Here is a 7,233-nt window from a genome sequence, read left to right as displayed (position 1 = left end):
AAATTTTTTGGGACTATACATAATTTTTGCAGTTCAAAATGCATAAAAACTCTCCACTCAATCCTTATCTGTGGTAGAAAAGAAGGTCGGAATTGAATGTTACGTAACCTCAACACCGGGAATGATGGGAAAGATAAAGAACGACCCTGAAGATTTTTACGTTGAAGAGATAGCTGAACTGAATTTGAGTGAAGAGGGCGATTATCTGGTTGTAAAGGTGGAGAAAAGGAACTGGGACACCCTGAACTTTGCCCGCGTTCTCTCTAATATGCTCGGCATCAGTCAAAAAAGGGTAAGCTTTGCTGGAACTAAGGATAAAAGGGCTTTGACTGTGCAATACTACGCGATCAAGGGTGTTAAAGCTGAGGAAGTAGAGAATATAAGAATGGGTGACGTGAAAATCGAGGTTGTGGGGTATGCAAGGAGACAGATTCAGCTTGGGGACCTGCTTGGGAACTTTTTCAGGGTCAGGGTTCACGATTGTGGAGATGGAGAACTTTTTGAGAAAACAAGAGAGGAATTGAAGGAGAAGGGGACACCCAACTTTTTCGGATTGCAGCGCTTTGGCAGCATTAGATTCATAACACATGAGGTGGGGAAGCTGATTCTACAGGGTAACTACGAGGAAGCTTTTTGGGTGTATGTTGCAAAACCCTTTGAGGGTGAGAATGAGGATACAAGGAAAATCAGAGAAGAGCTGTGGAAAACAAGAGACGCCAGATTTGGTTTGAGAGAGTTACCAAAGTATCTCCGATATGAGCGAAACTTACTTCAGAAGCTGAGAGAGGGGAAGAGTGAGGAGGAAGCTCTCCTATCGCTTCCAAAAAATCTTAAAATGATGTTCATCCACGCCTATCAGTCTTACATATTCAACAGGCTTCTGTCGGAAAGAATAAGGCAGTTTGGAGAGATTAAAACAGTTGAAGAAGGAGATGCTGCATGTTACGTTACCCTTAAGAAAACCCGACCTACCTTTGCTGATTGCAGCGATGTAGCTGCAAACAGGCTGAGGGTCAAATACCTTGTGAAAGAGAGGATGGCTGCTTTGGCTCTACCTCTCGTCGGTTATGAAACGGAGCTAAAGGGTTGGAGCAGGATCGCCTTAGAGTTTTTAAGCGAGGATAACCTTAGCCTTAAAAGTTTCAAAACTGATCACAAAGAGTTCTCTTCAAGCGGCTCCTACAGACCAGCAGATATGATCATTGAACATACCGAGATCAGTTTTGATGGCAGCACCTTCAGCTTCTATCTGCCAAAGGGATGTTATGCAACTGTCATGCTAAGAGAGTTTCTCAAGAGAGAACTTTTCTGATCCACTGCAATATTTCCTCCATAACCTCTCCTGCTTTTCCTCTTAAACTGTAGTCTGCGATGCTTGACAATGGTGTTTCAGCGGGGTTTATTTCGATTACAATACCACCATGTCTTTTCACGATCAGAGGAAGCGATGCGGCAGGTTGAACTACGGCAGATGTACCGGCGACAATTATCAGATCAGCAACCTCAACCTCTCGAAATGCCCTCTCAAGAATATCTGGAGGAAGCATCTCTCCAAACCAGACGACTCCGGGGCGTAGTAAAGACCCACATTTTTCGCATTTTGGCAATGGTGGGACTGCTGGAGGATTTTCTATCTCAAAACTGTTTTTACAGGTGGTGCACTTCACAACTCTCAAACTGCCGTGTAGGTGGAGAACATTCTTGCTACCAGCTCTTTCGTGCAGATCGTCAACATTCTGGGTGATTAGGGTCTTGAGCAATCCCATCTTCTCGAGTTCTGCAAAGGCAAAGTGCGCCTTATTCGGCTCGGCGCTGAAAACCTTCTCCATTCTCCATGCATACCACCTCCAAACCTTTTCCGGGTCTTTGGCAAAGGCTTCTGGATTAGCAAGCTCTTCAGGGCGATATTTGTTCCACAGCCCATCCTTGCCGCGAAAGGTTGGGATTCCGCTTTCTGCAGAAACACCCGCACCCGTAAGCGCTACAAAATATCTTGAGCTGAGTATTGCATCAGCCACATCTTCTACCATGGATTAACTTCCGCGCAATTTTCTTAAATCTTCGGTTCATGAAGCGAAGGATGAGAGCGATTTATGCCATCCTCGCGGTTGTTGGAATCGCCCTGATAGCGATTTCTGTTTTTAGCGAGAAAAGTAGTATGAGCGGGTGGTATAGCTTTGACGAGGGTAAGAGAATTGCGGAGAAGGAAGGTAAAAAGATGTTTGTCTTCATAGGTACCGATACCTGCAAGGTGTGTAAGAGCTTTAAAGCCTTCTTTTCATCAAACAGCACCGCAATGGAGTTCATAAAATCTAACTTCGTGCCTGTTTACGTTGATGCATTGAAAGAAAAACCACCAGTCACCGTAACCTTCGTTCCGGTTTTCTGTGTGGGTATGCCTGAGAACCTTTCATGCTTCTCGACCAACACCCCGCAGGACCTTATGCGAAATCTGATGCAGTTACAATAGTCTTATAAAACAGTCCCCATTAATTTATTTATGGGACTGAAATTCAGAATGTTCATGACGATGTTCCTTCTTGCATTACTCTATCTTGCCTTCCTAACGATTCTCGCAGCTATGGGTGTCAGATTTGAGTTTCTGATGCTTTTTGCATCTTTATTGATTTTTGCCCAGTATTATTTCTCTGATAAACTCGTACTCTGGAGCATGAGGGCTAAAGTCGTGAGCGAGACAGATGCCCCTGAACTGCACCAGATTGTAAGAGAGCTTGCAAGTAGGGCGCGATTGCCTATGCCGAGGGTTGCTATTGTTGAAACACCGATCCCAAATGCATTTGCAACTGGCAGAAATCCAAGAAATGCAGTTGTAGCAGTTACAACCGGCTTGCTAAGGACATTGAGCAGAGAGGAGCTTGAAGCCGTTCTTGGCCACGAGCTCAGCCATGTCAGAAACAGAGATATGGCTGTGATGACGATAGCGAGTGTAATATCCACTCTGGCATTTTTCGTCATGCGCTGGGCGATGTTTATGGGTATGTTCGGAAGTAGAAGAGATTCAGGAGGGTCCGCTATTGCACTCTTTCTTGTCTCAGCCCTCGTGTGGTTCATCAGCTTTCTCCTGATAAGGGCTCTCAGCAGATACAGGGAATATGCTGCGGATATTGGTAGTGCCATGCTTACGAGAAATCCGAAAGCGCTGATCTCTGCCCTACTGAAAATCAGCGGTAAAATGAAGTATGTTGGTGAGGAGGAGAGAGCAAAGGTTGAAGGGCTAAACGCCTTTTTCATAATTCCTGCTGTGAGTGGAAAGACAGTACTTTCGCTCTTTTCTACTCATCCTCCCGTTGAGAAGAGAATTGAAAGGCTGGAAAAGCTTGCAGAAGATATGAGGTGGTAGTTATGAGGTTTAAGACTGTAGAACTGCCGCATCATATCTATATAGGGGAGGGAGAGATTTCAAAGCTTGGGAAGGTTTTGGAGAGTTTGGAAGTAAATTACTTTCTTCTGCTTACAGATAGCCTCGTAAAGAATCTTGTCGTGGTAAATCTCAAGAATGAGCTGGCTGATTGGGACTACGACATGATGATTGTTGAGACTGCGAGAATGGAAGAAGCTCGTAAGATAATAATGCAATCGGGATTCAGCGATTATGATGCCATTGTCGGCATTGGAGGGGGAAAGGTTCTCGACGTTTCCAAGGTTGTTTCAACAGAGATGAACGCAGCTTTCATCAGCATACCAACGACAGCATCCCATGATGGGATAGCATCGCCAGTAGCAAGCTTCAAGGAGAATGGAAAGCCAATTTCAATTTCAACGAACCCTCCTTCAGCAGTTATTGCTGATCTCAGCATAATAAAGAACTGTCCGATTAGATTGCTCAGATCAGGATATGGGGATTTGATTTCTAACATATCTTCCGTCAAGGACTGGCAGCTTGCAAGAGACCTCGTGGGGGAGGATTATAACGAGGTTGCTGCATCAATTGCTGTCATGCCTGCCCAGCTTATGGTTAGCAAGGCAGATGATCTCGATCTGACTCTTTCGCCTCACCTTCTCATGCTCATGCGCGGTCTTATAATGAGTGGAGTTGCGATAGCCTTTGTTGGTTCAAGCAGACCTGCGAGTGGGGCAGAGCACAAGTTCAGCCATGCAATAGACTATCTTGGCTACGGAAACGGAACCCATGGTGAGCAGGTAGCTATTGGGACAATCATTATGGAGTATCTCCACGAAAGGAATTACGGAAAGGGTAACTGGGAGCTTGTTAAAGAATCTCTCGAGAAGGTTCGTGCTCCTACAACAGCAAAGGAAATAGGTCTTACAAAGGAACAGGTTCTTGAGGCATTGATGATGGCTAAAAAGCTTAGGAAGAAGAGATTCACAATTCTGGAGGCTGTAAATCCAACGAAGGAGGACTTTGAAATCATTCTGTCTAAGACTGGAGTCGCTTAACGACATCAGTTGGTCTCCATCTTCATGTTTCCAGAACACAGCATGTAGAGTATATCTCCCTTTTCGAGGATAGTTTCTGCTTCAGGAAGTAGGATCTCTCCACTTCTCACAATAGCTACAACGATGCACCCTGTTCTTCTTCTAAGGTCAAGTTCCCTTAAAGACTTGCCAGCCATCTCTTCGTTCACAACAAATTTTTCAAGGTTCAAGGATTTGGCGCCACTCATTACAGTCTCGACGAACTCTGCTGTTGCCTTTTCCGATATTATTGTCTGTATTTTCTTTGCAGCGTCTCTATAGGGAGAAAGCAGAACATCCACTCCCACCCTGAGCATCTTCTTTTCTGCATCGGGACTTCTGAGAACCGCAATTGTTTTTATTGACGGGTTAAGCTCCTTAGCAGTTAAGACTGTGAAGGCATTGCTTGCATCGCTCATGCAGCAGATTATTGCTTTTGCCTTTGAAATTTTGGCCTTTTCAAGTGTTGCTTCGTCAGTTGTATCTCCATGAACTGCTACGTATCCATCTTCCCTTGCAGTGTTGACCTTGTTCATGTCAATGTCAACGACAACAACTTTGTCTGAAGGCAGCTCTTTGATAATCTCTCTGCCCATCACTCCGTATCCACAAAGGATGTAGTGGCTACTCATCTTTTCAATCATCTTTTCCCACCTTTTCTGAATTCTACCTTCAACGATGGCAGACATAAAAATGTTGACGGAGTAGAGGAATGTCCCAACACCTACAAACATCAAAATCATTGAAAGTGCTCTTCCAGCAGCACTCATTGGTCTGATCTCACCATAGCCTGTGGTCGTTATCGTTATCACGGTCATATAGAGACAGTCAAACCATGGCCACCCCTCTACGATTCGGTAAGAAATCGTTCCACCTACTATCACCGCTACCAAGAGAGAAGCAACTCTTAGAATTAAAAATCTGAGAGAGTTCATGGAAAAAATTACTTGATTTCTCCCTTGAAAAGAACTCCCAGATTCTCAAGAACGTTTTTAGCCCTCTCTTCGTCGCTGACACGGAATATAATCAGAGCCTTGTGCTCCTCGCTTGTGAAGGCGTAAACGTATTCAATGTTGATTCCAGCATCACCAAGAGCTTTCGCAATTTTGTGCAGACTTCCCGGTTCATCTTCAACCTCAACTGCAATCACATTTGTAAGCCTTACAGTAAATCCTGCTTCTTTCAGAGCAGTGTAAGCTTCTTCCGTTCTGTCAACAACCATTCTTATTATCCCGAAGTCTCCAGCTTCTGCAATGGTGAAGGCTCTGATGTTTATATTATTCTCATAAAGTTTCTCAGTAATGGCAGCAAGCCTTCCGGGCTTGTTTTCGACGAAGACGGATATTTGCTTTATCATACCCATCACCCTATATCTTTCTTTTGTCTATAACTCTTTTAGCCTTTCCCTCGAATCTCTGAAGCGTCCCCGGATTTACAACCTCGACCTTTGCCCACACGTTCAACACACTCTTGAGTTTCTCTGCGATTTTCCTCTCCAAGTTAAGTATGTCTGAAGTAGTATCTATCGAGACTCGGTCGCTCAACTCTACTTGAATCGTCATCTCATCCAAACCATCATCCCTTCTGTCGAGGATTATCATGTAGTGCTCTCCAACCTCGGGGATTTGGAGAAGTACATGTTCAATCTGGCTTGGGAACACATTGACTCCTCTGACGATGAGCATGTCGTCCGCTCTGCCAAGTATACGCATTATTCGCGGATGGGTTCTTCCGCACCCGCATTTATCTGATTCCATGTAGGTAATATCTCCTGTCCTCCACCTTATCAGCGGAAGAGCCTCTTTGGTGATGGTCGTTACCACAAGCTCTCCCTTCTCCCCCTCGCCAACCTGTTCCCCTGTTTCTGGGTCAACTATCTCAGCTATGAACATGTCAGCCCATATATGTATCCCGCTTCGCTCAGTGCACTCGGTAAACAGAGGCCCACTAAGCTCCGACGTACCATAAACATCATAGGCTACTATACCTGTTTTCTCTTCTATTCTTTTCCTTGTCTCCTCGCTCCACGGCTCTGCACCGAAAATTCCTGCTCTGAGATTTGTGTCGTTTGCGATATCCACCCCCATCTCGGCAGCATATTCTGAGAGATAGAGCATGTAGGAAGGGGTGCACGCAATGACTGTTGTGCCAAGGTCTTTCATCAATTCCACCTGCCTCGCCGTGTTTCCGGCAGAAATCGGGACGACTGTGGAACCAAGCCTTTCGGCGGCGTAGTGAAAACCAAGCCCTCCTGTGAAAAGCCCGTAGCCATATGCAATTTGCATTATGTCTTTGCTGCTTACACCACAACTAACCAAAGCCCTGCAGAGGCTCTCGACCCAGTTTCTGATGTCATTTGCTGTGTATCCGACAACGGTTGGTTTACCAGTTGTACCGCTTGATGCGTGAAATCTCACAACCTGGGAGAGAGGAACACAGAACATTCCAAAGGGATAGTTGTTTCTCAAATCCTGCTTCTTCGTGAAGGGAAGCTTTGACAAATCGTTAAGGCTTTTGATGTCCGATGGGTGCACACCCGCATCTTTAAATCGTCTCCTGTAGAAGGGGGAGTACTCGTAGACTGTGTTTACAAGCGCTCTCAATCTTCTCTCCTGAATCTCTTCAAGCTCCTCTCCAGACAACCTCTCAATTGCTGGATTCCAGTACATTCATCACCACCGGTTAAAGATGACTGATGGAGAATAAAAATTTTAACCTATTTTCTGAAAACTGTGGTATCCCGAAATAATTTCACTCCTCAAACAACCACCCCCATACTCAAACACCCTCTCAGCG

General features: G+C 45.1%; 8 protein-coding genes. 4 read left to right on the top strand and 4 right to left on the bottom strand.

The genetic code is table 11. From position 1 onward, the window contains the following. Window positions 1-70 precede the first annotated feature (70 nt). Complete coding sequence (gene truD, locus BP688_RS00040) at window positions 71-1,312, top strand: tRNA pseudouridine(13) synthase TruD (RefSeq protein ID WP_290596577.1); 1,242 nt, start codon at window positions 71-73, stop codon at window positions 1,310-1,312. Here truD and cobB read toward each other — a convergent pair. After that, the gene (gene cobB / locus BP688_RS00035) at window positions 1,293-2,030 is read right to left on the bottom strand and encodes an NAD-dependent protein deacetylase (RefSeq protein ID WP_290596576.1); all 738 of its coding nucleotides are present in this window, start codon (window positions 2,028-2,030) and stop codon (window positions 1,293-1,295) included. The genes truD and cobB overlap by 20 nt on opposite strands. A 38-nt stretch (window positions 2,031-2,068) precedes the next feature. On the opposite strand from cobB, the gene BP688_RS00030 reads away from it, so the two are divergent. From BP688_RS00030 to egsA, 3 genes are read left to right on the top strand one after another with little or no spacing between them, the layout of a single operon-like run. Further along, a complete protein-coding gene (locus tag BP688_RS00030; RefSeq protein WP_290596575.1) occupies window positions 2,069-2,470 on the top strand; it encodes a thioredoxin family protein in 402 nt (133 codons plus the stop codon). A gap of 30 nt (window positions 2,471-2,500) precedes the next feature. Further along, the gene (htpX, locus tag BP688_RS00025) at window positions 2,501-3,361 is read left to right on the top strand and encodes a zinc metalloprotease HtpX (RefSeq protein WP_290596574.1); all 861 of its coding nucleotides are present in this window, start codon (window positions 2,501-2,503) and stop codon (window positions 3,359-3,361) included. 2 nt (window positions 3,362-3,363) lie between these two features. Continuing rightward, on the top strand, window positions 3,364-4,419 hold the full coding sequence (gene egsA, locus BP688_RS00020) for a sn-glycerol-1-phosphate dehydrogenase (protein ID WP_290596573.1): 1,056 nt from the start codon (window positions 3,364-3,366) through the stop codon (window positions 4,417-4,419). Between the two features lie 5 nt (window positions 4,420-4,424). On the opposite strand, the gene BP688_RS00015 is transcribed toward egsA, so the two are convergent. From BP688_RS00015 to BP688_RS00005, 3 genes are read right to left on the bottom strand one after another with little or no spacing between them, the layout of a single operon-like run. Further along, the gene (locus BP688_RS00015) at window positions 4,425-5,321 is read right to left on the bottom strand and encodes a potassium channel family protein (protein ID WP_290596578.1); all 897 of its coding nucleotides are present in this window, start codon (window positions 5,319-5,321) and stop codon (window positions 4,425-4,427) included. A gap of 59 nt (window positions 5,322-5,380) precedes the next feature. Further along, on the bottom strand, window positions 5,381-5,794 hold the full coding sequence (locus BP688_RS00010) for an ACT domain-containing protein (protein WP_290596572.1): 414 nt from the start codon (window positions 5,792-5,794) through the stop codon (window positions 5,381-5,383). A gap of 10 nt (window positions 5,795-5,804) precedes the next feature. Continuing rightward, window positions 5,805-7,106 carry a phenylacetate--CoA ligase family protein gene (locus BP688_RS00005; protein WP_290624461.1) on the bottom strand — a complete coding sequence of 434 codons (1,302 nt, stop codon included), beginning with the start codon at window positions 7,104-7,106 and terminating at the stop codon, window positions 5,805-5,807. Window positions 7,107-7,233 lie beyond the last annotated feature (127 nt).

It is taken from the genome of Archaeoglobus sp. UBA230 (assembly GCA_002507545.1).
Lineage (GTDB): Archaea > Halobacteriota > Archaeoglobi > Archaeoglobales > Archaeoglobaceae > Archaeoglobus.
This window is presented reverse-complemented; position numbering and strand designations above follow the sequence as displayed.

Bases quoted from the DNA above. Each gene is read 5' to 3' on its own strand.
- cobB (WP_290596576.1), bottom strand. From the start codon at position 2,030: ATGGTAGAAGATGTGGCTGATGCAATACTCAGCTCAAGATATTTTGTA.
- BP688_RS00030 (WP_290596575.1), top strand. From the start codon at position 2,069: ATGAAGCGAAGGATGAGAGCGATTTATGCCATCCTCGCGGTTGTTGGA.
- htpX (WP_290596574.1), top strand. From the start codon at position 2,501: ATGGGACTGAAATTCAGAATGTTCATGACGATGTTCCTTCTTGCATTA.
- egsA (WP_290596573.1), top strand. From the start codon at position 3,364: ATGAGGTTTAAGACTGTAGAACTGCCGCATCATATCTATATAGGGGAG.
- BP688_RS00010 (WP_290596572.1), bottom strand. From the start codon at position 5,794: ATGATAAAGCAAATATCCGTCTTCGTCGAAAACAAGCCCGGAAGGCTT.
- BP688_RS00005 (WP_290624461.1), bottom strand. From the start codon at position 7,106: ATGTACTGGAATCCAGCAATTGAGAGGTTGTCTGGAGAGGAGCTTGAA.